Here is a 24,508-nt window from a genome sequence, read left to right as displayed (position 1 = left end):
TGCTCTTTTTGTGGCAAAAGCCAACACGAAGTGCGTAAATTAATTGCAGGTCCTTCAGTATACATTTGTGATGAATGTGTAGAGCTGTGTAACGATATTATCAGGGAAGAAATCAAAGACATTGCTCCTAAGCATAATTCGTCTGATAAACTACCTGTGCCAAAAGAAATTCGTAATCACTTAGATGACTACGTAATTGGTCAAGACCATGCTAAAAAAGTATTGTCTGTAGCGGTATACAATCACTACAAGCGCCTACGCAACCAATCTACAAAGCAAGAAGTAGAACTAGGTAAAAGTAACATTTTGCTTATTGGCCCTACAGGTAGTGGTAAAACATTACTGGCAGAAACACTTGCGCGTTTACTTGATGTACCGTTTACTATGGCAGATGCAACTACACTAACCGAAGCCGGTTATGTAGGTGAAGATGTAGAAAACATCATTCAAAAACTGCTACAAAAATGTGACTACGACGTAGAAAAAGCGCAACGTGGTATTGTTTACATTGATGAAATTGACAAAATTTCACGTAAATCAGATAACCCATCTATTACACGCGACGTGTCGGGTGAGGGCGTACAACAAGCGCTGCTTAAACTAATTGAAGGCACGGTTGCCTCAGTACCACCACAAGGTGGTCGTAAGCACCCGCAGCAAGAGTTTTTACAGGTTGATACCTCTAAGATTTTATTTATCTGTGGTGGTGCATTTGCAGGCCTAGATAAAGTAATCGAACAGCGTAGCCATAAAAATACCGGAATTGGCTTTGGTGTTAACGTTAAAGAGTCAGCGTCGAGCCGCTCTTTAAGCGAAACATTCAAAGACGTAGAGCCAGAAGATTTAGTTAAGTACGGCTTAATTCCTGAGTTTATTGGTCGTTTACCTGTTGTTGCTACATTAACTGAGCTTGATGAAGCGGCACTTGTACAAATATTAAGTGAACCTAAAAACGCCATTACTAAACAGTTCTCTGTATTGTTTGGTATGGAAGACGTTGAATTAGAGTTCCGTGATGATGCACTAAGCGCTATTGCTCACAAAGCAATGGAGCGTAAAACAGGTGCTCGCGGACTTCGCTCAATTGTTGAAGGCGTACTGCTTGATACTATGTATGAGCTGCCATCAATGGATGATGTAAGCAAAGTGGTTATAGATGAAACCGTGATTAAAGGTGAATCTGACCCAATCTTGATTTATGAAAACAATAATCAAGATAAAGCTGCATCAGAGTAGTTTTTAAGCTATTTGTATAAAAAAGGAGCCTTAGGCTCCTTTTTTTATAATTAATTTGAACGAGTTGGGGAAAATTGTTGAACTTTAATTAGATTATCCCCATATACTTGAGTAATCTTTTAAATAAATGAAGTGCGAAGAGAAACTATAATGACGCTTGAGAGAACCGATCGAGTCGAAATCCCAGTGTTAGCACTGCGCGATGTTGTGGTATATCCGCACATGGTGATCCCGCTTTTTGTAGGCCGTGAAAAATCAATAAAATGCCTCGAAGCGGCAATGGATAAAGACAAACAAATTTTCTTGGTTGCACAAAAAGATGCAACTGTAGACGAACCTGAGCAAGACGATATTTACCGTATCGGTACTATTGCTACTGTACTTCAGTTATTAAAGTTACCAGACGGTACAGTTAAAGTTTTAGTTGAAGGTACGCAGCGCGCACAAATTGAAGAATTTGTAGATAACGATGAGTTTTTTGTAGCGAATGCTCAGTTCATCGAATCTGATTCAGTGGATGAGCAAGAGCAAGATATTTTCATCCGCAGCGCTGTTAGCCAGTTTGAAGGCTATGTAAAACTTAATAAAAAAATTCCACCTGAGGTATTAACCTCTGTTTCAGGTATTGATGAGCCAGCACGCCTTGCCGATACAATGGCAGCGCATATGCCATTAAAAGTACCTGAAAAACAAAAAGTGTTAGAAATTTCAAGTGTTACAGAGCGCTTAGAATACCTAATGGCACTGATGGAAGGTGAAATAGACTTATTGCAAGTTGAGAAAAAAATTCGTACCCGCGTGAAAAAGCAGATGGAAAAGTCTCAGCGCGAGTACTACCTCAACGAGCAAATGAAAGCCATTCAAAAAGAACTTGGTGAGCTTGATGATGTACCTGACGAATTTGAAGCGCTTAAAAAGCGTATTGAAGAATCAGGTATGCCAGAAGAAGCGAAAGAAAAAGCATCAGCTGAGCTTAATAAGCTTAAAATGATGTCGCCAATGTCTGCAGAGGCCACTGTAGTGCGTTCATACATTGATACGTTAATTAACGTACCATGGAAAAAACGCTCTAAAGTGAAAAAAGACTTAGCAGGCGCGCAAAAAATTCTTGATAGCGATCACCATGGCTTAGATAAAGTTAAAGAACGCATAATTGAATACCTCGCGGTGCAACAACGTACCAATAAGCTTAAAGGGCCTATTTTATGTTTAGTAGGACCACCGGGTGTAGGTAAAACGTCATTAGGGCAGTCTATTGCACGCTCTACGGGTCGTAAATATGTTCGTATGGCATTAGGTGGCGTACGCGACGAAGCTGAAATTCGTGGTCATCGTCGTACTTACATTGGCTCTATGCCAGGTAAGCTGATTCAAAACATGACAAAAGTGGGCGTTAAAAACCCATTATTCTTGTTAGATGAAATCGACAAAATGTCATCAGATATGCGCGGCGACCCAGCTTCAGCACTATTAGAGGTGCTCGATCCGGAGCAAAACAGCCACTTTGCTGATCACTACTTAGAAGTAGACTACGATTTATCGGATGTAATGTTTGTAGCAACATCAAACAGCTTTAATATCCCTGGTCCATTATTGGACAGAATGGAAGTTATTCGCTTATCGGGTTACACCGAAGATGAAAAGCTAAACATTGCAAAAGAGCACTTAATTACTAAGCAAGTTAAACGCAATGGTTTAAAACCTTCTGAGCTAGTAATAGAAGACAGTGCAATTATTGGCATTATTCGTTACTACACGCGTGAAGCGGGCGTACGTAATTTAGAGCGCGAAGTATCTAAACTATGTCGTAAAGCCGTTAAAAATATCTTACTTGATAAAGAGACTAAAACAGTCACTGTTAATCAAGATAACCTAGAAGAGTTTTTAGGGGTACAGCGCTACGACTACGGTAAAGCTGAAGACGGCGATCGCATTGGTCAGGTAACAGGCTTAGCGTGGACCGAAGTAGGCGGCGATTTACTGACCATTGAATGTGCGGCTGTGCCAGGTAAAGGCAAGCTAAGCTACACAGGTTCACTGGGCGATGTAATGCAAGAGTCGATACAAGCGGCCATGACGGTGGTTCGTAATCGTGCTGATACGTTCCGTATTAATAACGATTTTTACGAAAAACGCGACATTCATGTGCATGTACCAGAGGGCGCGACCCCTAAAGATGGCCCAAGCGCCGGTGCAGCAATGGTAACGGGTTTAGTATCGAGCTTAACAGGTAACCCCGTTAAAGCCGATGTAGCAATGACAGGTGAAATAACACTGCGCGGTGAAGTACTGCCTATTGGTGGTTTAAAAGAGAAACTACTTGCTGCACACCGTGGTGGAATTAAAACAGTCATCATTCCTAAAATTAACGAACGTGACTTAAAAGAGATCCCAGATAACGTACTGGCAGGCTTAGATGTTCACCCAGTTACGTGGATTGATGAAGTATTAAAGTTAGCTTTAGTGCATCCTGTTGAGAGTTTTTCAGTCGAAACACCGAAAAACCAATAAAAAACCCAAAAAAAGTGCTTTAAAGGGCTTTTCAAATCTAATCGGTATGATAAGTTAAGCACTGGTTTTCGAGCCTAGCCCTTATGGGGCCTAGGCTTAAGAAAAATATAATCATGTGAGCATTAAAAGTTTGCTCTAAAATTTTCAAAAAAGTGTTGTTAGTTTAAAAAACAATCGCTCTTGATAATAACAATGAAAGAGGATGATATTGTGAATAAATCTCAATTAATCGATCAAATCGCAGCTGACGCTGACATTTCTAAAGCGGCTGCAGGTCGTGCACTAGATTCATTCATCGAGTCTGTATCTGGAGCGCTTAAAGATGGCGATTCAGTTGCACTTGTAGGTTTTGGTACTTTCTCAGTACGCGAGCGTGCTGCTCGTTCAGGCCGTAACCCACAAACTGGTGAAACTATCCAAATCGCTGCGGCAAATATTCCTTCTTTCAAAGCCGGTAAAGCGCTGAAAGACGCAGTAAACTAATCACTGTTTAAATACAGATTAGTTATGGCGAGTGTATATAAACTTAATTATCCTAATCGATGAATTAAGTAACTTCACCGCCAGTTACTTCAAGTGAAAAAGCGTATCTGGTAAGATACGCTTTTTTTACATATGACAAGGTAAAATACCTTGATCAATAAGAGATAAACAAATGCTTGAGAAAATCAGAGAGGGCTCACAGGGTCCTGTAGCCAAAATAATTTTAGGCGCGGTGATTTTATCTTTTGCCTTAGCAGGGATCGGTAGTTACTTAGGTCAAACCCCAGAACAACCCGTTGCTGAAGTAAATGGAATTAAAATTAGCCAAACCGAATTTAATCGTGCTTATCAAAACGAACGTAGCCGTTTAGAGCAACAATTTGGCGAATACTTTGCACAAATCAGTGCAGATCCAAATTACATGGCGCAAATTCGTCAAGGTGTAATTGACCGCTTAGTACAACAAGAATTGCAATCACAATTAGCGGCAGACTTAGGCCTTCGCGTAAGCGACGACAGCGTACGTAAAACAATTTTAGAACTACCGTACTTTCAAATTGGTGAAAAATTTAATAACGACCGTTACCTACAAGTAATTCGTCAAATGAACTTTCAACCAGATGCTTTTCGTGAGTACTTACGTAAAGACATGACACGCAGCCAATTAGTGTCTGCGGTTGCTGGTACTGAGTTTGCACTTGAAAACGAGCTTAAACGCGCTGCAGCCCTGCAGCAGCAAACGCGTAGCATAGACTACCTTGTGTTAAGCAAAGAAGCGTTACAAGCAAACGTAGATGTATCTGAGCAAGAAATTGCTGATTACTACGAGCTAAACGCATCACAATTTTTATCGCCAGAGCGTGTATCGGTTGATTACATTGAGCTTAAAGCACAAGACATCACCGTAGAGTCGGTAACAGAAGACGACGTAAAAGCGTATTATGAGCAAAATAAAGCACAATACATCGAGCCTGAAAAACGCCGTGTATCGCACATTTTAATTGATAACAGCGAAGATGATGATGCCGCGCTTGAAAAAGCCAACGCATTACATGAGCAGTTAGAACAAGGTGCTGATTTTGCACAGCTTGCAGAGTCATCATCTGATGATGTTGTGAGTGGCGAAATGGGCGGCGACCTAGAGTGGATTGAACGCGATGTAATGGACCCTGCTTTTGAAGATGCTGCATTTGCGCTTCAAAGCAAAGGTGATATTTCAGAGGTTGTAGCATCAGAGTTTGGTTATCACATTATAAAACTTACTGACTTACAGCCAGAGCAAGTAAAAGCGTATGACGATGTAAAAGCCGACTTACGTGCAGAGCTTGAGCAAACTGAAAAAGTAGATGCGTTTTACGAAAAGCAAACAGAAATGGGTGCCTTAGCATTTGAGATTTCTGACCGTTTAGACGATGCTGCAGAAGTGGCAGACGTTGAAGTTAAAACCACACCACTTGTTGCACGTAATGCATTGCCAGAGCCTCTTAATACACCTGCGGTAATTTCTCAGTTGTTCTCAGTAGAATTACTTGAAGATAAAGTAAACTCAGAAGTGATTGAGCTAGGTGATGAGCACGTTATTGTAGTACGTGTAAATAAATACGAGCCATCTGCAACTAAACCACTTGCGCAAGTGAGTGAGCAAATCAAAACACGTTTAGTTAATGAAAAAGCATCAACACTTGCTAAAGAAAAAGCACGTGAGTTATTTGCACAAGTTCAAGCAGGTAAAACGCTAAGCGATGTGGCCAGTGAGCAAAACCTAACGGTACGTGAAGAAGCGAGCTTAACGCGTCAAAGCTACACGGTTTCGCCTGCTATTGTAACGCAAGCGTTTAAAATGCCTCGTCCTAATGATGCACCAAGCACAGACGTGGTTGATTTAAACAACGGTGATGCAGCAATTGTTGCACTTAAATCGGTAAGCGATGCGCAAGTAACCGCAAATATCGACCCGCAAGTACAGCAAAACATTACTATGGCGCAAGCTAACAAAAACTACTTAGCGTTTATTGAGTCTTTAAAGGCTAAAGCTGAGCTAAATCTACCTGTGGTAGAGCAAGCAGCAGAATAATCGCGATACGTTAAAAAAAGGCGCGTTACTTTATAAGTAACGCGCCTTTTTTATAACTTCAATGTGCTTAGTAAAATAATTAGGCAGTATTGTTTTATAAATATAAGCTTAGTATTAACAGCAAATTAAGCGCTGTGTTACTTTTGATTGCGGATTTTGAAACACCTCTTCGGTACGCCCATATTCTACTACCTCACCTTTTTCAAGCACTACTAGCTGATCGCTGATATGGCGCACTAAACTTAAATGGTGCGTAATGAGTACATAAGTTAGACCGGTTTCTTTTTGCAGCTTAAGTAATAAGTTAACTGTTTGCGCACGAACGGAGGGATCTAAAGCCGACAGCGCTTCATCAAGCACCACCACTTTAGGGTCTAAAATGAGCGCCCGCGCCAACGCTACACGCTGCAATTGGCCTACACTAAACATGTGAGGGTAATAATGTTGATGATCGATTAGCAGTCCCACTTTAGAAAGCGTGGCATCTATTTTTTCTTGGCGAGCGAGTTGGTCTGAATCGGTATTATACTGCAAGCAATCATCTAGCATATCACCTATGGTGAGACCCGGGTTGAGCGAGGCAGCGGAGTCTTGGAATATCATGCGGATATGTCGACATTGATCATCGCGCACGCCGTCATCTTCAATAATGTTACTTTCTAATAAAATTTGCCCACTGTCGGCGCTATCTGCCCCTGCGAGTAATTTAGCGAGTGTACTTTTACCCGCACCGGTTTCACCGATTACTGCGATTGTTTCGCCTTTGCCCACACAAAAAGAGATATTTTTTAGTACCTCAAATTTTTTGCGGCTAAATAAACCGGCACGTATGTTAAAGGTTTTACAAAGCGCTTGTACTTTTAATACCGGTTGCATTACTTCATCTCCTTAATAAGCGGAAAATGACACGCATAGCTGTGCCCATGGTGCTTAGTAAGTGCAGGGGTAATTACACATTCTTTTTGTGCTTGAGGGCAGCGTGGGCCTAATCGGCAACCTATAGGTAAATGTTGCAAAGTAGGGATAGTGCCTTTAAGTGCATAAAAGGGTTCTTTGTGTGCTAAGCCTTGCTCATAATTGGGTAAGCTTTTTAATAACGCTTGCGTGTAAGGATGGCGAGGCTGGCGGAAAATACGTTGCGTTGGGCCGGCTTCAACCATTTGCCCACAATATAAAACATGAATACCGTGCGACCAGTCGGCTATTTCTTCAAGCTCATGAGAAATCATCAAAATAGACATATTTTTTAATTGATTTAAGCTTTTTAGCAACCTAAATACCTGTGCACGAGTGGTGCTTTCAAGCGCTGTAGTCGGCTCATCAGCAATTAGTAGCTTAGGAGTGCGCGCTATGGCCATGGCAATCATGACCTTTTGGCACACGCCTTCTGATAGCTCGTGCGGGTAACTATCAAGCACAGCGTCGTGGTTTTTAATACCCACTTTATGGATAAGTGCTTTTACGCGGTCTTTACGTTCTCTATTGCGCTTTAAAAAAAAGCCTTTAGTGGATGTTTCAGGCAGTGTTTCGGCTATTTGGTCAAATATTTTAGCGGTCGGGTCAAGGCAGCGGCTAGGGTCTTGGTAAATCATCGCAATGTCTTGGCTGACTGTTTTTCTGCGTTGCTCTGGGGTTAAGCGCATTAAATCAACACCGCGCCAATGCATTCTATCGGCTGTTATATGCCAGCGTTCGTTAAGTACCCCAACAATGGCTTTGGCTATTAAGCTTTTACCAGAGCCCGACTCACCCACCAAGCCATGTACTTCGCCTTCTTTTAGGCTAAAGCTGACTCTATCTACAGCGCGAATTACCGTTTCAGAGGTACGCAGCTCTATGGTTAAATTTCTAACGTCGAGTAATTGCATTTAATCAGCCTTACGTGCTTTAAGCACTTTTCGTAGGCCATCACCTACTAAATTGGTAGACAAAACCGCTAAAAATAATAATACACCCGGTAGCGCAACGGTCCAAGGTGCTAAATATATAAGGCCTAAATTCTCAGCCAGTATGGCGCCCCATTCGGTAGTTGGGGGCTGTGCACCAAGTTTTAAAAAGCCTAAGGCGGCAATATCTAAAATAGCAGTAGAAAGCGCGGTGGTAAAAATAACCACAATGTGTTCATAAATATTAGGAAAAATACCCCGCGACAAAATATGCCAGTTAGAGGCACCATCAAGCCTAAAAGCGGTAATGTAGTCTTTGCTTAGCTCATCAACAATTAAATTACGAATAGAGTGAATGAATTGCGGTAATAACGCCAGTATAATGGCCCACACTGTATTCATTAAGCCCGGCCCAAGCACTGCGATAATAATAATCGCCAATAGCAAAGACGGAATAGAGAGCGTGATATCAAGCAAGTGATTTAAAAAGCTTGAGCGAAGGCCGCGGCTAATGCCGGCAAAAGTGCCAACAAGCACACCAATAATGGTGGTAATAAATGCAGCCACCACCGATAAGCCAAACGTGTAGGTTGCGCCATTCATCAAGCGCGAGAGTACATCGCGTCCTAAATCATCGGTGCCTAAAATAAAGCGCACATCACCCATTTCTCGCCATGATGGCGGTATAAGTAAAGCATCGCTATGTTGCTGGTTAACTCCATACGGCGCTAAAAAGGGCGCACTGGCGGCCAATAGCGCAAACGCCATAAAAATCCATAATCCCACCAAGGCGGGGTGATTGTTTTTAAATTTGCGCCAAAAACGCGCCAGCGGCGATTTATTCGACTCTTCAGAAAATAATTTAAACTTTACCATGTGCCTGATTCCGCGAAATTGGGTCGAACAGAGTATATGTAAGCTCGGCAACAATAGTGGCAATAATAACAAACATAGACACCGCCATTAAACCGCCTTGAATAGCAGGGTAGTCTCGTTGGTAAATACTATCGATTAGCCAACGGCCAATACCCGGCCAAGAAAAAATAACTTCGGTTATCATGGCAAGCGTAATAAGCGTACTAAATTGCAGCCCTATTTGTTTTATTACTGGCAATAGCGTATTGCGCAGCGCATGATGCATGATTAATTGGCGGCGATTAAGGCCTTTTGCCCTGGCCGTTTTTATAAAGCTTTGATCCATTACTTTAAGCATAGAGTCGCGGGTAAAGCGCACTAAAACAGTGGTAGGAAACATGGCTAGCACTATGGTTGGCAGTGTTAAGTGATGCAGTGCATCTATAAATGCTTCACCTTTGTAGGGGAAGCCTGCGAGCATAATATCGATTAATATAAACCCAGTATTAGGCGGTATTTCAAATAGTAACCCCATTCTACCCGACATAGGAAACCAGCCCAGCTTGAGCGAAAAAATCATAATAAGTAACAGCGCTAACCAAAAAACCGGAATAGAGTAACCAATCATGGTGGTAGAGCTAATTAATTTATCTGGCCAACGGCGTGTGTACGCTGAGGCCAAAATGCCTGCTGGTACACCTACCACAACCGATACAATAAGCGCATAAACACACAGCTCTAAAGTTGCTGGGATTAAATCTAAAATGTGCTGAAAAACGTTATCTCCCGAGGCAAACGACACGCCCCAATCACCTTGAAATATACGCCCTAAAAACGCTAAATACTGCATAACGTAGTTGCTGTCATACATGTATTTATCTTCAAGCTCACTGTGCTGAGAAAAATTACCGGTAGGAATGCCACTTAGGTTGCTGAGCGGATCCCCTGGGAACAAGTAGCTAAGCGAAAAGGTAAATATGCTTAGCATTAAAATCATGAATAAAAACAAGCCAAGGCGGCGTAATATATAATCTAGTATCATTATTTTTTCCTCGCATTTGCGAGTGAAATCGCCCCAAATGGGCCAAGGGTTATCCCTTCTACATCGGCACTATTTGCTTGAAAACGCATACCATGAGCAATAGGCACCAATGGGAGCTGATCTACAATGAGCGCTTGAACCTGATCGTAATACTGTTTGCGTAAGTTTAAATCGGTGGTGTCGAGCGCTTGGGTAAGCAATAAGTCAAACTGCGGGTTACACCAATTGGCAGGGTTTTTACCGCTAAAAGTGGCAGTGCAGCTTAGCAATGGGCTAAAAAAGTTATCTGGGTCGGGTGTATCGGCAGCCCAGCCGAGTAATACGCTATCGTGGCGGTGCTCACCTATACGCTGAATAAAAGTATTCCACTCGTACTCAACAATACTTACATTAACACCTATTTTGCGTAAATCGCTTTGCATCAGCTCAGCCATTTTGCGGGCATTAGGATTGTATATTCGACTCACCGGCATTGCCCAAATGGTCATATCAAAGCCATTCGGTAACCCCGCTTCTATAAGTAGTTTTTTAGCCAGTTCAGGGTCAAACATAGGCATGTTTTCTTGTGGTTCAAAGCCCCACGAAGTCGGCGGTAAAATAGATTGCGCGCGTATACCATTACCGTAATAAACGGCTTGCATTATTTTGTCTATATCAATTGCATGCGCAAGGGCTCTGCGTACTCTAATGTCATCAAAAGGGGCGCGCTCAGTATTAAAGGCCCAATAACCAATATTTAAATTGGTTTCTTTTTCAACGTTTATATCGTCTCGTTGCGCTAAAATACTCAGTTGTGCGCTACTTGGGTGGGCGGTTACATCGCACTCTTTAGTGAGCATTTTTGCTATGCGCGTAGTGCCGTTTGTCGTAATGTCGTAAACCAGCTGTTCAAGGGCAACATCGTGCTTCCAATAAAGGGGGTTGCGGTAAAAGCGCACTAAGTGATCGCGTCGGTACTCTTTATAAATGTAGGGGCCTGTGCCAATAGGGTACTGATCGAATAAATTAGTTTGATCTCGCGCTTTTAATTGCATTGCGTATTCTTGCGACAGCACCACGGCAAAGTCGGTGGCCATGTTCGTTAAAAAACTGCTTTCTGGGTGAAATAGCTCAAAGCGCACTTGATAGTCAGACACGCGCACAATTTTACGAATAAGCTGGTCGAGCCCCACACTTTGAAAATACGGGTAGTTTGCATCGCCTACAAAATGGTACGGGTTGTACACGTCAAATAATCGGCTAAAGGTAAAAATAACATCATCAGCGTTAAAATCGCGAGTAGGGGTAAAGTACGAGGTAGAATGAAATTTTACGCCTTTACGCAGCGTAAAGGTGACCGACTTTCCATCGTTGCTAATTTTCCAATCGGTTGCCAGCTCACTTTTAAAATCTGCAGTAACAGGGTCAATACTAATTAAACGGTCAAATAACTGATTAGCAATAATATCAATAGTTGAGCCAGTGGTTGTTACTTGCGGATTAAACGACACAGGGTTCGCTTCGGCGCAATAAACGAGGCCTTGGTTTTTCTCTTCTATAATTTCTTCTTTACTATCAAAGCAGCCTGTTAAGGTGCTGGCTAGTAAAACAAGTAGTATTTTATGCACTCGCATAACCTCTAACTATTTATCTTCTAATAAATTGTATTTTTTAAGATAACCACGTAATTGATGATACGTTAAACCGAGTACTTCTGCAGTTTTCTTTTGATTAAATTGGCTATGCTCAAGGGCTTTATTAATCATATTTATTTCAAATTCGTTAGAGCGCTCTTTTAAGCTACACGGAAATTCAATTGGGGCGCTAAGCTCATTACTAAGCTCGCTAACAGGTGTGGCTAGTGTTGTAGGCTCAGCTGGGGCAAGCGGTGTTGCAATAGGAGCTTTAATGCGTGCTTTGGGTCTAAAACGGCTTTCAAATGGGTCTAAAATAATCTGGTGAACGGGAATATGTTCATTACCATGACGATACAAACTTCGCTCAACTACATTTTTAAGCTCGCGTATATTACCCGGCCAATCGTAATTTAGCAGGGTTTCGGTGGCGCTGCGGGTAAAGCCACTAAATAACTCCCACTCTAAATCGCGTGCCATATTCATGGCAAATTGCTCAGCGAGTAGCATAATATCGTCTTGACGTTCGCGCAGTGGTGGCAGGGTAATTACATCAAAGGCTAAGCGGTCAAGTAAGTCACTTCTAAATTCGCCCTGTTCAGCAAGGTGGGGTAAATCTTCGTTGGTGGCACACACTAAACGAGTATCTACCTTTACGGTGTGTTTACCACCAACCCGCTCAAATTCACCATATTCTATAACGCGCAGAAGCTTTTCTTGTACCATGGCCGACGTATTAGCCAGTTCATCTAAAAATAAGGTACCGCTGTTAGCGCGCTCAAAGCGACCTTCGTGGCGTTTACTTGCCCCGGTAAAAGCACCGCTTTCATGACCAAATAATTCGCTTTCGAGGAGGTTTTCGTTAAGGGCTGCACAGTTAAGCTTTACGTAGTTTTGATCCCAACGCTTTGATAAAAAGTGTAAACGGGCGGCTATAAGCTCTTTACCGGTTCCTCGCTCGCCAATAATAAGCACTGGCTTATCTAAATTAGCTAACTGCGATACCTGATCAAGTACAGCTAAAAAGCTATCAGATTGGCCGAGTAAATTATCCTGTTGGCGATATTGGCTCATTTTTCCTAACTCTTGGTCATTTTTGCTAACAGTTAGTGTATTTCATAATCAGGGATAACTAAAGGAATTTGTATATTTAGTTTAACTTAATGAAAATAAAGTGTATTTTAGATTTTAAAAAGTTGGCAAGCATATTGATACTAGTTACAGCAGACCAACTAAGTTTATATTACAGAGGTAAATGTTATGGGAATTTTTTCGCGTTTTGCAGACATTGTTAATTCTAATATCAATGCCATTTTAGATAAAGCAGAAGACCCAGAAAAAATGGTTCGTCTTATTATCCAAGAGATGGAAGATACATTAGTAGAGGTGCGCTCTACGTCAGCGAAAACACTGGCTGAGAAAAAAGAATTAGTACGTCGTGTAGACACACTAAAAGCACAAGTAAGCGATTGGCAAGACAAAGCAGAGCTTGCATTAAGTAAAGACCGCGACGATTTAGCGCGTTCAGCATTACTTGAAAAGCAAAAATCGGCAGAAGCAGTCGCAGCAGTAGAGTCTGAGCTTGAGCATGTAGAGTCTCACATTGAGAAACTTCAGCAAGAAGTCACCACTCTACAAGAAAAGCTAGCCGATGCTAAAGCACGTCAAAAGGCAATTATTTTACGTCAACGTTCGGCCGAGTCGCGCCTTGAAGTGAAAAAAGCCCTTGATAGCTCTAAAGTAGAAGACGCACTTAATCGCTTTGAGCGCTACGAAACTAAAATTGATGGACTAGAATCTCAAATAGAGTCTTACGATTTAGGTAAAAAGTCGCTTGCAGATGAAATTGCCGACCTACAAAAAAATGAAAAGATAGATGATGAGCTTGCCGAACTTAAAAAGAAGCTAGCTGATAAATAACTTATAAAGGGGTACTTAAAGTGCCCCACTGCTTAAAACATCGATTACGGATTGTCAGGAGAGGATTATGTTTGATCCAGAGATACTAATTGCACCATTTATCTTGTTCATGATTTTTGTTGCGCCACTGTGGTTAATTTTGCACTACCGTAGCAAAAAGCAAGTGAGCCAAGGGTTAAGTGAGCATGAACATCGCCAGTTATTGGAACTTGCCCACAAGGCCGAAAAAATGGCTGATAGAGTAGAAACCCTTGAAGCATTACTTGATCAAGAGTCACCACAATGGAGACGCAAAGTATGAGTGCCAAACGCGAATTATTAAGAGACCCACAGCGCGGCAAAATCGCCGGTGTATGTGCGGGATTAAGTGACTACTTTAATATGGAGTTATGGTTAGTTCGCATTATTTTTGTTAGTGCGGTACTGCTAACGGGTGGCCCATTATTTGTGGTAGCGTATATTGCAGCGTGGTTTATTTTAGATAAAAAAGACCCCACAACTATACATACTAGTAGCTCAACTAAAACTGACGATCCGCTAGAAGTTAAATTTAAAGTATGGCAAAAAGGCGAGCCACCGCGCCGCGCATTGCAAGACTTAAAAGAGCGTTTAACGCGAATAGACACGCGTCTTCAAGATATGGAGCGCCATGTTACTTCAAGCGAGTTTACGGTTAGCCGTGAAATCAACAAACTTTAAAGGATTTAATAGCACTTTGTTCGGTGATTAACAGCATCAATGAAGTGCTAGCCCATTATGAGTAGCACTTCATTTGCCAAAAAAACCTTTAAAAGTATTAAAGGTTCAGCCCAAAAAGCCCTTCATCGCAGTTTAGATCAACACGTAAAGTTGGCCGTAACCGGTCTAAGTGGCAGTGGTAAAACCGCGTTTATTACCGCACTTGTTAAGCACCTTACAACACAAAGCGATGATAAAAACTTACCGTTTTTTGATGTAATGCGAGAGCACCGCCATATAGCCACCAAAGTGGTGCCGCAAGAGGCGTTAAAAGTGCCTACGTTTGACTATCCGCGGGCGCTTAATGCCTTGCTCCCAAGCGATGGGGAGCCTACATGGCCTGCATCAACCGAGCGTATTAACACCCTGCGTTTAGCGATTAAATACCAAAGCGCATCTGGGTTGCGTGGGCATTTTTCGCCGCAATCTACGCTGTATTTAGATATTATCGACTACCCAGGTGAATGGCTACTTGATTTACCTATGCTTGAGCAAAGCTATAGTCAGTGGTGCGAGCAACAATACCCGCTGTTACTACAGCACCCACGTGTGAATGCCTCTACTGAATTTTTAAACGCGCTTGAACAGCTTGATTTAAATGCGCCTGTAGATGAAGGCTTGCTTGCACACATTGCGGCGCTTTATCAAAGTATGCTGGTGGGCCTTAAAAAAGATACTAAGCTTGCCATGTTACAACCTGGGCGCATGCTTATGCCTGGTGACTTACAAGGTGCGCCGCTTTTGTTGTTTTTTCCGGTAAATGCGCAGCATATAAAAAGTGATGAGGTAGTGGCAGGCTCTAACTTAGCGCATTTAATTAAGCGCTTTAACGCCTATGTAAAAGAGGTGGTTAAGCCATTTTATAATGAGCACTTTAAACACTTTGACCGCCAAATTGTGTTGGTAGACGTACTCAGCGCTTTAAATGAAGGCCACGAAACACTCCAAGAGCAAAGTAGTGTAATAAACCAATTACTCGCACACTTTAATTACGGCGAGTCGGGATTTTTTAAGCGTTTATTTAAACCGAATATAGATAAAATACTGTTTGCTGCAAATAAGTCAGATCATATAAGTGCAAAGCACCATAAAGACTTAGCACTACTACTTGACTCGCTAGTGCATGAGCAAAGTAATCACTTAAAGTTTGATGGCGTACAAATAGAAACCATGGCAATGTCGTCAATTGCAGCAACGCAGCCGCGCCAAGTGGCCGATAAAGGCCAAACGCTTGATTGCATTTATGGCAAACCACTTAACGAGCAAGATTGGCTTACTTATTTACCCCCACAGCCACCAAAGCGCATGCTTAATAAAAATGAGTGGCCAGCGCAGGGCTTTGAGTTTTTATCGTTTGCGCCTATGCCAAACCCCGATAAGCAACTTAAGCATATTCGCCTTGATCATGTGATGCAGTACTTGTTAGGAGACAAATTATCATGAACGACACACAGCAAACTTTTCAAGCGGGTAGGCGAATTGATAGCCAAGCTGATGAACAGGTTGAGGCAACGCTTGCTCCTGCAAAAATAATTACCCAGGGTCAAAGTGAATACATTGAAGAGCCTGAAGATGAACTTCTTGATGAAGAAATAGACCTAGAGCCGGTATATAAAAAATCTAAATGGCAAACGCTTAAAGGGGTGTTTGCTGTAAGCTTTTTAGTGTTAGTGCTTTTAGAATTTGCGTATTCGTTAGTGTTTGCGTTTCAGCAGTCGGTCATTTTAGGCGGCGTGTATTTAACGGCGGTGGTAAGCGGTGTGTTGCTAATTGGGCGCATGCTATGGCGCGAATACAGAATGCTGCGCAGTTTAAAGCGTAATCAATTACACCGCCAAGAAGCCGACAGACTCTTAAATAGTGAGCAAGTAGGTGGCGCATTACCCTGGCTTGAAAAACTAAATAAGCACCAACAGCTCGACAACTTCGATGCGTTTAAAAACCAAGTGGCTACCCATCATAGCGATAAAGAAATAATGACCCTTTACGCAAATAGCTTACTTATAACGCAAGACACGCAAGCTAAAAAGCTTATAAACCGCTTTGCGACAGAGTCAGCGTTGCTTGTTGCCCTAAGCCCCCTTGCGCTGGTGGACATGATGGCGGTACTTTGGCGCGGTACTAAGTTAATAGAGCAAATTGGTAAAATTTATGGCATTGGTTTTGGTTACGCAAGCCGCATTAAGCTCTACCGTATGCTAATAAAACAAGTTATGTTTGTAGGCAGTGCTGAGCTTGTATCTGATTTAGCAGCCACAGCACTCAGTGCTGAGCTTTTAGGTAAGCTTTCGGGGCGTGCAGCGCAAGGTGTAAGCGCCGGTATTTTTACAGCACGTATTGGTTACAAAGCAATGGAGCTTAGCCGCCCATTACCACGGCTTGAAAACAAACGCAGCTTGTTAAAAGGCACAGTGCAAAGTATTGCCAGCAAAATTATGAGCCGTAAAAAGGCCGAGCCAACGTCCTAAAGTAGCAGTGGCAATATTTGTGTACAAAACCGCGCTGAGCGGTTTTTGCACAAATAGCCATCTGAGCATCCGGCATGCTTGTGATTTAAACTGCGGTGCGTTTTATTTATGTAATTGACACACATAATAAAAACGAGAGCACACAATGAGCAAGCAGCATATTAATACCCAATGTATTCATGGCCCGCAAAAAGCAAACGATCCGCATGGCGCACTCACGTCGCCTTTGTATCAAACCTCTACCTTTCATTTTGAAAATGCAGCACAAGGTGCCGCGCGTTTTGCAGGCGATGAGCCCGGTTATATCTACACCCGCCTAGGTAACCCAACCACCACCGAACTTGAGCAAAAAGTAGCACAGTTAGAGGGCTGCGAAGCCGCAGCAGCTACCGCCACAGGTATGGGTGCTGTATCGGCGTCGGTATTAAGCTTTTTATCGCAGGGCGATCATTTAATTGCATCAAGTGCATTATATGGATGTACTTTTGCGTTTTTTGCTCACATGTTACCGCGCTGGGGAATAGAAGTTACTTTTGTTGATATGACCAACGAGGGCGAGCTTCGCGCTGCTATAAAACCTAATTCAAAAATGATATTTGTAGAAACGCCAATCAACCCCACAATGGCAGTCATTGATTTAGCCTTAATTGGCGGGCTCGCTAAGCAACATAATTTAATTAGTGTGGTCGACAACACCTTTTTAACGCCACTGCTGCAATCACCTAAGCAGTACGGCATAGATATTATTGTGCACAGTGCCACTAAGTACTTAAACGGCCATGGCGATGTAGTGGCTGGGCTTGTGTGTGGAACGCATGAGCACATTAACTTAATAAAAATGACGGTACTTAAAGATATTGGTGCCACCATAAGCCCGCACGACGCATGGCTTATTAATCGCGGATTAAAAACTTTAGCCATACGCATGGAGCGCCATTGCCAAAGCGCGCAAACGGTTGCCGAATATTTAGAGACGCACCCACAGGTTAATATTGTTTATTACCCTGGACTTAAATCGCACCCTGGCAACAAATATATAGGCAAGCAAATGAAAGCCGCAGGCGGCGTTATCGCATTTGAAATTAAAGGCAGCCTTGCTCAAGGAGCGCAGTTTATAGATAGCATGAAGCTTTGCACACTTGCTGTAAGTTTAGGTGATGCCGAAACGCTTATTCAGCACCCCGCATCAATGACGCATTCCCCTTACACACCCGAGGAGCGAGCAGCCGCAGGCATAAGTGATGGCTTAATAAGGCTCTCTGTAGGGCTTGAAGATGTTAACGATATTATTGACGACTTAAACCAAGCTTTTACATTAATTTGTTAGCTGTATTTATTTATGTACAGTTTAATTTACCCTTAACGCCTTTAATTTTGTGGTTGTATAATATTAATGCCGATGGTGTAATTTTAACTATACACTTTAGGGGATCGTGCTAAATGTAGATATCCGCCTAACTATTAAACTTTTCTTCACTTTTGCATAGTATGGCTTCATTAGATATTCACTAATCTTGAGTATCACACTGACACACATTTAGGGCTTAACCCCAAGAAGGTTATTATGGCTAAAGCAAGTAAATACACCTCTAAAACACCCGATGAAAACGGTGTTATTCATTGGAGCGAAGAAGAAAATAAAATTTGGTCTGAGCTTGTTACGCGCCAACTTGCGTGCATAGAAGGCAAAGCTTGTGATGAATACATGGATGGGCTTAAAAAAATAAACCTACCACACGATCGTATTCCGCAGTTAAGCGAACTTAACGAAGTGCTTCTTGCCACCACCGGTTGGCAAGTAGCGCCTGTACCTGCGCTTATCGATTTTGATGAATTTTTTAGGTTATTGGCAAACAAACAATTTCCGGTAGCGACGTTTATTCGTAGTCGAGAAGAGTTTGACTACCTGCAAGAGCCTGACATTTTCCATGAAATATTTGGCCACTGCGCTATGCTAACAAACCCTGACTTTGCCGAATTCACACACAAATACGGCCAATTAGGGTATGCAGCGCAGAAAAAAGATCGTGTATACCTTGCACGTATGTATTGGTTTACCGTTGAGTTTGGTTTAATGCAAACCGAAAAAGGCCTGCGTATATATGGCGGTGGTATATTATCAAGCCCAGGTGAAACCCAGTACGTGTATTCAGATACACCAGAGATAACGCCTATGAGCGTAATTGATGTGCTGCGTACGCCGTACCGCATTGATATTATGCAACCACAGTACTACACCATAAATTCGATTCATGATCTGTTTGATATATCGCAAATGGATATTATGACTTTGGTTGAGCAAGCTAAAGCGCTTGGTTTGCACGACCCAAAATTTCCACCTAAAGAAAAATTAGCCGGTTAACTTTAATTTAAAAAGAAACGCTAAAGTAAGGATTTAAAATGTCTTCATTAAGTGAACAAAAATGCGAAGCCTGTCACGTAGATGCGCCAAAGGTATCTGAGGAAGAGCTTGCCCAACTTATTACAAAAATTCCAGACTGGGTACCAGAGGTACGCGACGGCATTATGCAACTTGAGCGTGTTTATAAGTTTAAAAACTTTAAACAAGCTATGGCGTTTACTAATAAAGTAGGTGATATGGCAGAAGATGAAGGCCATCACCCTGGTTTATTAACCGAGTGGGGCAAAGTAACCGTAACGTGGTGGAGCCATTCAATTAAAGGCCTGCACAAAAACGATTTTATTTGCGCAGCTAAAACAGACGACGTATTTAACGCGCTGTAATTAAAAAATTAATTGAGCAGACTAAAAAGGCACTTTTAAGTGCCTTTTTTATTGCATCAAAATTGCGCTGTTAAATAAAGCGCTTATTTAAGGTTTGTCGCTATTTAACATGTCATCGTGTTCGGCCATATCCCACGGAAGTTCCCCTGGGCTGTTACCTAAAAAGTGCAAGTAATTCTCAAATTGATCAAGAATGTCCTTCACAATATCATCTTCACTGTAGCCATATACATCGTAAGATAACCCACCGCGGCGCAAGAAAACATCTGCCTTGTAATACATCTCGGAGTTATCAACATCCGGTTTTAGCTCAGTGTAGGCAAAGCTTGGCATTGGGTGCTCAGTAAGACGAATGTCATACACAAAATCAACATGTTCATGGCGTAGTACGGTTAAATGGGCGCGGCCTAAGTCAGTATCAAAATCTACCTCGGCATGCCACTGGCGCGCTTTTAATTCTGCTTGAACAGCTTGCATTGCTTTTACCACCACACTACTAATGAAGGTATGCACTTTTTCCTTATTCGGATAATTAACCATAGCGGCTAACCGGCGCTTCCAATGAGATAGGTTAACATTACGGCTATTGAGCGCATGTGCTTGTAAGCTCGTATCGCGATGGCCTTCAATGGTAAGTGCGCGCCAAAGTCCCGCGGTTGCAATAAGCATAATAATAGCAAAGGGTAGGGCACTGGCTATTGTCATGGTTTGTAGTGCACTTAGCCCACCTGCTACTAGTAAAACAGCAGCCACAGCGCCCTCAAGCACAGCCCAAAACACCCGTTGCCATGCCGGCGTATCAATACTCCCGCCAGAGGCGAGGGAGTCAATAACTAACGAGCCCGAGTCAGATGAAGTTACAAAAAAGGTAATAATTAAAATAACCGTCAGTAACGAAATAATAAACGATAACGGTAGCACTTCAAATAATTGAAATAGCGCAACGGCATGGTTTGCTTGAACATCGGTTATTAAAGTATTAAACCCTTCATTCATTATTAAATTTAGCGCGGTATCGCCAAATACAGAAAACCATAAAAAGGTAAAAATAGTCGGAACTAGCATCACGCCCACAACAAATTGCCTAATGGTTCTGCCGCGGCTAATTTTAGCGATAAACATACCAACAAAGGGTGCCCACGCTATAGTCCAGCCAAATATAAATAGAGTCCAGTTACCAATCCAATCACTACGGCTATAGGCTTGTAAATTAAAAGTACGCTCAACAATACCGCTGAGGTAGCTGCCGGTATTTTGTAAAAACGATTCAAGAATATGAATAGTCGGGCCAATAAAAAACACAAAGGCCATTAATGATACGGCGAGTGTCATGTTTATTATAGATAAACGCTTCACACCTTTATCCATACCTGCCACCACAGAAAACGTTGCCGCTGCGGTAATAATAACAATAGCGGTAATTTGTACCGTGGTATTAATAGGGATGCTTGGCCATAAGTAGTGCAGCCCGGCATTAATTTGAGTAACCGAAAGCCCTAACGTTGTGGCAATACCAAATAGCGTGCCTAATATGGCAAACACATCAACAGTGTGCCCAATAGGGCCATATATTTTATCACCAATAAGTGGATACAAGGCTGAGCGAATAGACAGCGGAAGACCGTGGCGAAATGCAAAGTAAGCAAGTACTAAACCAACAATCCCATAAATTGCCCATATATGAAAACCCCAATGAAAAAATGCAATTTGCATAGCCTGCTTAGCGGCATCAACGGTTTCTGCAGCGCCCGCAGGTGGAGATGCATAATGGAGCACGGGTTCTGCTACACCAAAATAAAGTAATGCGACTCCGTAACCGGCCGAAAATAGCATGGCGAACCATTCGCCAAAGCTGTATTGCGGTTGCGCATGATCAGGGCCCAGCTTGATATTTCCCCAGCTGGAGGCGGCAACACAAACGATGAAAACTAAGAAGATGGCAACTGATAACATATAAAACCAGCCAAAGGTTTCTGTTATCCACTTGAGGGCGACACTGAATGCTTGCCCTGCCAGTTCAGGGTTGCTACTTGTACCAATGACCAAAAGCAGAATAATAAATACCGCGGGCAAAAATACCGGTAGCAAAATAGTTGAGCGTAAAGCAGTTTTTGTCATATTAATCCTTAATATTAATTGCTAACTTTCAAGTATGCTTTACTACCTTATTATATCTTGGGTGTGTTGGCTAATTCAGTCGTTTGTTATGTATACGTATATTTCTTTGACAGACAAAGGGAGCGTCCTCTTCTGTGGTCGCTATTTTATTTAACGTTGCGTGAGTTATATCTGTTTGTGGCGAGCAGCCGTGCGTAACAACGTTCTTTATTTCAATTATTTTAAGAGCTGATTGTTGTTATTGATATTACCGATAAAAACGTTTGATCATTTACATCGAGTTGTGTTTGTTCTTTATGCTTTTAATTCATGTGAAAACAGCTTTTTTAAATTTCAGCAGATATATTTAAAATATTTCATTCTAAATTATGCAATTTTCCATTTTGGGTAATGTCATAGAATGCAACTCTAAAAAACTTCATTATGCTGCGTTCTTGATTGAACTGTATGACTATTAATATAAGACAAATCTTCTTTGCTCTACTTTTTTCTTTCCTAGTGAGATTTTGCTTGTTTATTTTTTTGCAATTGTAACATTTGTAATCGATAATCCTGCGCTTATTTTATTGATCTTCTTATTTTTTAATCATTTGAGCTTTGCAGGCTCTGTAAACAACGGACAAATACTCAGGAGTGGTTTAATGCGCAGATTTTTTAATTCTTTGTCGGTAAAAATGCAAATTTTAGTACCGGTATTATTCAGTATTACGTTAATTTTAATAGGCTTACTTTATAGCTCAAGTCAGTTAGGCAATGCTTTTTCTAAGGTGAGCCGCGCAACTAGTGATCTCATTACATATAAATCATCTTTAAATCAAATAGTTAATAATACTTATGACATGCGTATCAAAGCTATTTATAGTTTGTTTACAGCGGATGATTTGAAAACCTATGTTAGTGTTTTGCAGCAAAAAAAATCTAATATTAATAAAAGCTTAGACGTTATTAATCAAATGGAGGGGCTAGAAAGTGAAGTCAACAGTTTAAAGAGTGCAGTTAACCAATATGTAGGGTTTTCACAAAGCACAATGTTTCCTCTTCTAAACTCTAAGCTAAGCCAAGTGTTAAGCTCAGCTCAACAATCACAATATAATTCTGCAAGTAGTCAATATCGTGAGCTGGGGCAAAAAATGCTATCTGCGATAGATGCACTATCTGAGAAGTTAAACACAGTAACAGTAACTAATATTCAGCACAGTGAAGCGGCCCATACTTACGTCCTTAACTGGTCTTTAGTTGGGTTATTGGTGATTTTAATTGCTGCTGTTTATATTAGTTGGGTTCTTGCAAACCTTATTGTAAAGCCAATACAAGCACTACAGGAAACAATGAGGCAAGTGGCACAAGGTAACTTACTAGTTAATGCAGATGAGCAAGGTAAGAATGAGATTTCGGCACTAGCCCGCGATGTAAACTTAACCGTTCATCAGTTGCATCAAACGGTAAAATCCCTTAGCAGAATAAGTATTGAGGTTTCGTCTTCCGCAATTGAGCTTGCTACGGTGATGACTCAGTCAAGTAGTAACTCAGATCAAGAAAAGTATGAAGTTGAGCAAGTTGCCTCAGCAGTAAATGAACTTGAAGGGACCTCAGCGGAAGTCGCTAATAATGCAGTAGTTGCTGATAGTGCATCTCAAGAGGCAAATAAATTGGCTTCACAAAGTATGGTTATGTTTAAACAAAGTAGTGAAGCAAGCGGGAAAATGTTTATACAGTTAGAAGATGCTGCAAATGTAGTTAATTCACTCAAAGAGCAATCTGATAAAATAGGGCAAGTGATCCAGGTCATTGAGGAAATATCAGATCAAACTAATTTGTTAGCGCTGAATGCTGCTATTGAAGCTGCTCGAGCTGGAGAGAGCGGGCGTGGTTTTGCTGTTGTTGCTGATGAAGTGAGAATGCTAGCTGCCAGAACCCAAGAGTCAACGAAAGAGATTCAAATAATAATAGAAGAGTTACAAACTCAATCAGGTCAGGCTAACAATAGCATGCATACAAGTATTGAAATGCTCAAAGGTAACCAAGCATTATCTAGCCAGCTAAGTGACTCATTAAGTGATATAACTAAAGCTATAGAATCGTTGACGGATACCAATACGCAAGTGGCAACAGCCTCGGAAGAGCAAAGCCAAGTCACTAAAGATATAAATGTGAATCTGACAAATATTTATGATTTAGTGAGCCAAAATGTAACGGGCATTACTCAAGCCGCTGCAGCGAGTCATGAATTGTCTAAATTAGCTGAAGATCAAAAGTCAAAGCTAGATTACTTTAAAGTTTAACTGATAAATAAAGTGATTAAGTTATAATTCAATTAATTAACGAACATAGTATCTAAACATAAAAGCTCTAAACCAAAGGTCTAGAGCTTTTTTATATTTAATTAAAGTTAAATTTTAGCAGTTAACTTTTAAGTATCGTTGGGTTTCGTTTCACTCAACCCAACCTACGGTTAATCATCAATTGAGCGTAGTAGGGCGTTGATGCCTACTTTTTCGCGTGTTTGCTTATCTACTTTTTTCACGATAATTGCAGCGTATAGGCTGTGAGTGCCATCTTTTGATGGTAATGCACCTGGCACAACTACAGCGCCTGCTGGTACTCGGCCGTAGTGAATTTCGCCGGTTTCACGGTCGTAAATACGAGTGCTTTGGCTAATGTAAACGCCCATTGAAATTACAGCGCCTTCCTCTACTACTACACCTTCAACAATTTCAGAGCGTGCGCCAATAAAGCAGTTGTCTTCAATGATGGTTGGGTTAGCTTGTAGTGGCTCTAAAACGCCGCCTATGCCCACGCCGCCAGATAAGTGTACGTTC

At 41.7% G+C, this 24,508-nt stretch carries 21 protein-coding genes; 13 read left to right on the top strand and 8 right to left on the bottom strand.

Translation table 11 applies throughout. The features are described 5' to 3' along the window. The 4 genes from clpX to B4F91_RS16050 form a co-directional block, all read left to right on the top strand. Positions 1 to 1,236: ATP-dependent protease ATP-binding subunit ClpX (gene clpX / locus B4F91_RS16065; protein WP_288636010.1), on the top strand; the 1,236-nt coding region annotated here is incomplete at its 5' end. A gap of 150 nt (positions 1,237 to 1,386) precedes the next feature. Next, positions 1,387 to 3,747: an endopeptidase La gene (lon, locus tag B4F91_RS16060; protein WP_029772555.1), complete on the top strand. Its 2,361-nt coding sequence runs from the start codon at positions 1,387 to 1,389 to the stop codon at positions 3,745 to 3,747. Between the two features lie 183 nt (positions 3,748 to 3,930). Further along, a complete protein-coding gene (locus tag B4F91_RS16055) occupies positions 3,931 to 4,230 on the top strand; it encodes an HU family DNA-binding protein (RefSeq protein WP_286247754.1) in 300 nt (99 codons plus the stop codon). Between the two features lie 172 nt (positions 4,231 to 4,402). Next, positions 4,403 to 6,304, top strand: coding sequence for a SurA N-terminal domain-containing protein (locus tag B4F91_RS16050; protein ID WP_054983058.1), 1,902 nt, complete (start codon positions 4,403 to 4,405; stop codon positions 6,302 to 6,304). 114 nt (positions 6,305 to 6,418) lie between these two features. Here B4F91_RS16050 and B4F91_RS16045 read toward each other — a convergent pair whose 3' ends face one another. Genes B4F91_RS16045 through pspF form a run of 6 tightly spaced genes read right to left on the bottom strand, consistent with a single transcriptional unit; the run spans position 6,419 to position 12,774 of the window. After that, positions 6,419 to 7,180 (bottom strand): ATP-binding cassette domain-containing protein, encoded by a 762-nt coding sequence (locus B4F91_RS16045; RefSeq protein ID WP_004586900.1) that lies wholly within the window; start codon positions 7,178 to 7,180, stop codon positions 6,419 to 6,421. Continuing rightward, the gene (locus B4F91_RS16040; protein ID WP_004586901.1) at positions 7,180 to 8,172 is read right to left on the bottom strand and encodes an oligopeptide/dipeptide ABC transporter ATP-binding protein; all 993 of its coding nucleotides are present in this window, start codon (positions 8,170 to 8,172) and stop codon (positions 7,180 to 7,182) included. Before B4F91_RS16040 ends, B4F91_RS16045 begins: the two co-directional genes overlap by 1 nt. Beyond that, entirely contained in the window at positions 8,173 to 9,066 is an 894-nt protein-coding gene (locus B4F91_RS16035; RefSeq protein WP_024033801.1) for an ABC transporter permease subunit, read from the bottom strand. It lies immediately after the preceding gene. Next, the gene (locus B4F91_RS16030; protein ID WP_286936679.1) at positions 9,053 to 10,087 is read right to left on the bottom strand and encodes an ABC transporter permease; all 1,035 of its coding nucleotides are present in this window, start codon (positions 10,085 to 10,087) and stop codon (positions 9,053 to 9,055) included. Before B4F91_RS16030 ends, B4F91_RS16035 begins: the two co-directional genes overlap by 14 nt. Further along, positions 10,087 to 11,694, bottom strand: coding sequence for an ABC transporter substrate-binding protein (locus tag B4F91_RS16025; RefSeq protein ID WP_286936676.1), 1,608 nt, complete (start codon positions 11,692 to 11,694; stop codon positions 10,087 to 10,089). Before B4F91_RS16025 ends, B4F91_RS16030 begins: the two co-directional genes overlap by 1 nt. Positions 11,695 to 11,709: 15 nt before the next feature. Then, positions 11,710 to 12,774 carry a phage shock protein operon transcriptional activator gene (pspF, locus tag B4F91_RS16020; RefSeq protein WP_029774294.1) on the bottom strand — a complete coding sequence of 355 codons (1,065 nt, stop codon included), beginning with the start codon at positions 12,772 to 12,774 and terminating at the stop codon, positions 11,710 to 11,712. 186 nt (positions 12,775 to 12,960) lie between these two features. Here pspF and pspA point away from each other — a divergent pair, with 186 nt between their 5' ends. From pspA to B4F91_RS15980, 8 genes are all read left to right on the top strand, one after another. Beyond that, positions 12,961 to 13,620 carry a phage shock protein PspA gene (pspA, locus tag B4F91_RS16015; RefSeq protein WP_004586906.1) on the top strand — a complete coding sequence of 220 codons (660 nt, stop codon included), beginning with the start codon at positions 12,961 to 12,963 and terminating at the stop codon, positions 13,618 to 13,620. A gap of 67 nt (positions 13,621 to 13,687) precedes the next feature. Next, positions 13,688 to 13,921: an envelope stress response membrane protein PspB gene (pspB, locus tag B4F91_RS16010; RefSeq protein WP_004586907.1), complete on the top strand. Its 234-nt coding sequence runs from the start codon at positions 13,688 to 13,690 to the stop codon at positions 13,919 to 13,921. Further along, a complete protein-coding gene (pspC, locus tag B4F91_RS16005) occupies positions 13,918 to 14,319 on the top strand; it encodes an envelope stress response membrane protein PspC (protein ID WP_004586908.1) in 402 nt (133 codons plus the stop codon). Before pspB ends, pspC begins: the two co-directional genes overlap by 4 nt. Positions 14,320 to 14,376: 57 nt before the next feature. Further along, the gene (locus B4F91_RS16000) at positions 14,377 to 15,801 is read left to right on the top strand and encodes a YcjX family protein (protein ID WP_286936674.1); all 1,425 of its coding nucleotides are present in this window, start codon (positions 14,377 to 14,379) and stop codon (positions 15,799 to 15,801) included. Beyond that, positions 15,798 to 16,826, top strand: a complete 1,029-nt coding sequence (locus B4F91_RS15995; RefSeq protein ID WP_096739313.1) for a TIGR01620 family protein — start codon at positions 15,798 to 15,800, stop codon at positions 16,824 to 16,826. Before B4F91_RS16000 ends, B4F91_RS15995 begins: the two co-directional genes overlap by 4 nt. A gap of 145 nt (positions 16,827 to 16,971) precedes the next feature. Continuing rightward, positions 16,972 to 18,153, top strand: a complete 1,182-nt coding sequence (gene megL, locus B4F91_RS15990) for a methionine gamma-lyase (protein WP_096739314.1) — start codon at positions 16,972 to 16,974, stop codon at positions 18,151 to 18,153. A gap of 237 nt (positions 18,154 to 18,390) precedes the next feature. After that, positions 18,391 to 19,188 carry a phenylalanine 4-monooxygenase gene (phhA, locus tag B4F91_RS15985; RefSeq protein WP_096739315.1) on the top strand — a complete coding sequence of 266 codons (798 nt, stop codon included), beginning with the start codon at positions 18,391 to 18,393 and terminating at the stop codon, positions 19,186 to 19,188. Positions 19,189 to 19,226: 38 nt separating this feature from the next. Continuing rightward, complete coding sequence (locus tag B4F91_RS15980; protein WP_004586913.1) at positions 19,227 to 19,571, top strand: 4a-hydroxytetrahydrobiopterin dehydratase; 345 nt, start codon at positions 19,227 to 19,229, stop codon at positions 19,569 to 19,571. Positions 19,572 to 19,658: 87 nt separating this feature from the next. Here the strand turns inward: B4F91_RS15980 and B4F91_RS15975 are convergent, their stop codons facing one another. Further along, the gene (locus B4F91_RS15975) at positions 19,659 to 21,689 is read right to left on the bottom strand and encodes a BCCT family transporter (protein WP_055253111.1); all 2,031 of its coding nucleotides are present in this window, start codon (positions 21,687 to 21,689) and stop codon (positions 19,659 to 19,661) included. Between the two features lie 506 nt (positions 21,690 to 22,195). On the opposite strand from B4F91_RS15975, the gene B4F91_RS15970 reads away from it, so the two are divergent. Further along, on the top strand, positions 22,196 to 23,971 hold the full coding sequence (locus tag B4F91_RS15970) for a methyl-accepting chemotaxis protein (RefSeq protein WP_286937175.1): 1,776 nt from the start codon (positions 22,196 to 22,198) through the stop codon (positions 23,969 to 23,971). A 170-nt stretch (positions 23,972 to 24,141) separates the two neighbouring features. On the opposite strand, the gene B4F91_RS15965 is transcribed toward B4F91_RS15970, so the two are convergent. Then, positions 24,142 to 24,508 (bottom strand): DapH/DapD/GlmU-related protein (locus B4F91_RS15965; RefSeq protein ID WP_288636003.1); only part of this gene is annotated, 367 nt, incomplete at its 5' end.

The sequence above is a fragment of the Pseudoalteromonas sp. UBA6610 genome (assembly GCF_002433295.1).
In the GTDB taxonomy this organism is placed as follows: Bacteria; Pseudomonadota; Gammaproteobacteria; order Enterobacterales; family Alteromonadaceae; genus Pseudoalteromonas; species Pseudoalteromonas atlantica.
Note: the sequence above shows the minus strand (reverse complement) of the source record. Positions and strands in the feature narration are given on the sequence as shown.

What these genes read in the sequence shown, in the direction of transcription:
- B4F91_RS15975 (WP_055253111.1), bottom strand. Translation starts at nt 21,689, where the DNA reads ATGACAAAAACTGCTTTACGCTCAACTATTTTGCTACCGGTATTTTTG.
- megL (WP_096739314.1), top strand. Translation starts at nt 16,972, where the DNA reads ATGAGCAAGCAGCATATTAATACCCAATGTATTCATGGCCCGCAAAAA.
- lon (WP_029772555.1), top strand. Translation starts at nt 1,387, where the DNA reads ATGACGCTTGAGAGAACCGATCGAGTCGAAATCCCAGTGTTAGCACTG.
- pspC (WP_004586908.1), top strand. Translation starts at nt 13,918, where the DNA reads ATGAGTGCCAAACGCGAATTATTAAGAGACCCACAGCGCGGCAAAATC.
- B4F91_RS16045 (WP_004586900.1), bottom strand. Translation starts at nt 7,180, where the DNA reads ATGCAACCGGTATTAAAAGTACAAGCGCTTTGTAAAACCTTTAACATA.
- B4F91_RS16035 (WP_024033801.1), bottom strand. Translation starts at nt 9,066, where the DNA reads ATGGTAAAGTTTAAATTATTTTCTGAAGAGTCGAATAAATCGCCGCTG.
- B4F91_RS16000 (WP_286936674.1), top strand. Translation starts at nt 14,377, where the DNA reads ATGAGTAGCACTTCATTTGCCAAAAAAACCTTTAAAAGTATTAAAGGT.
- B4F91_RS16030 (WP_286936679.1), bottom strand. Translation starts at nt 10,087, where the DNA reads ATGATACTAGATTATATATTACGCCGCCTTGGCTTGTTTTTATTCATG.
- B4F91_RS15995 (WP_096739313.1), top strand. Translation starts at nt 15,798, where the DNA reads ATGAACGACACACAGCAAACTTTTCAAGCGGGTAGGCGAATTGATAGC.
- B4F91_RS15980 (WP_004586913.1), top strand. Translation starts at nt 19,227, where the DNA reads ATGTCTTCATTAAGTGAACAAAAATGCGAAGCCTGTCACGTAGATGCG.
- pspA (WP_004586906.1), top strand. Translation starts at nt 12,961, where the DNA reads ATGGGAATTTTTTCGCGTTTTGCAGACATTGTTAATTCTAATATCAAT.
- B4F91_RS16040 (WP_004586901.1), bottom strand. Translation starts at nt 8,172, where the DNA reads ATGCAATTACTCGACGTTAGAAATTTAACCATAGAGCTGCGTACCTCT.
- B4F91_RS16050 (WP_054983058.1), top strand. Translation starts at nt 4,403, where the DNA reads ATGCTTGAGAAAATCAGAGAGGGCTCACAGGGTCCTGTAGCCAAAATA.
- phhA (WP_096739315.1), top strand. Translation starts at nt 18,391, where the DNA reads ATGGCTAAAGCAAGTAAATACACCTCTAAAACACCCGATGAAAACGGT.
- pspF (WP_029774294.1), bottom strand. Translation starts at nt 12,774, where the DNA reads ATGAGCCAATATCGCCAACAGGATAATTTACTCGGCCAATCTGATAGC.
- pspB (WP_004586907.1), top strand. Translation starts at nt 13,688, where the DNA reads ATGTTTGATCCAGAGATACTAATTGCACCATTTATCTTGTTCATGATT.